This is a genomic window from Alysiella sp., assembly GCF_030525755.1.
GTDB lineage: Bacteria > Pseudomonadota > Gammaproteobacteria > Burkholderiales > Neisseriaceae > Simonsiella.
This window is the reverse complement of sequence record NZ_JAUNEC010000074.1, coordinates 1-533: the sequence shown is the minus strand read 5'-3', so window position 1 is coordinate 533 and position 533 is coordinate 1. Positions and strand designations below refer to the sequence as shown.

Below are 533 nucleotides of genomic sequence, written 5' to 3'. Positions count from 1 at the left end.
AAGCATAACTTAATGTTATCTTTTGTTTTTTCTGCAATTATTTTACCACAATTTGCATCTGCCGAATTACTTGATTTCAAATATCCCGTTGATTACACAAAAGACCTAACCATCAACGGCCCAGCCTCTGATCAATACATCACAGATAACGCATTGAGAGTCATCAATGTAACCAGCCTATCAAGAATGAATATGGTCAATATCCATGCCCTTACATCATATGTGGATCAATTGCCATCAAGCATCAATCAGCAATTCAATTCGCTTAATAATCAACTGCATTCAAACATTGATAAAAGATTCAATCAAGCTATGGCAAGCCAAGCCGCTGCCGCCAATTTATTCCAGCCTTACCAAGTAGGCAAATTCAATTTCAGTGCGGCTGTAGGCAATTATCAATCCACTCATGCGCTTGCAATCGGTACAGGTTATCGTTTTAATGAAAATTTGGCTGCGCGTGCCAGTGTGAATTTTGTACAAGGCGGCAAAGCATCTTATGGTGCAGGTTTTAATTTTGAATATTAAACCTGTTT

The 533-nt window shown here is 38.3% G+C and carries 1 protein-coding gene; it reads left to right on the top strand.

Annotated features, from left to right (window positions below; genetic code table 11):
- On the top strand, positions 1 to 525 hold a 525-nt coding region (locus tag Q4B82_RS09310), incomplete at its 5' end, for a YadA C-terminal domain-containing protein (protein WP_303066185.1).
- Positions 526 to 533: the final 8 nt, after the last annotated feature.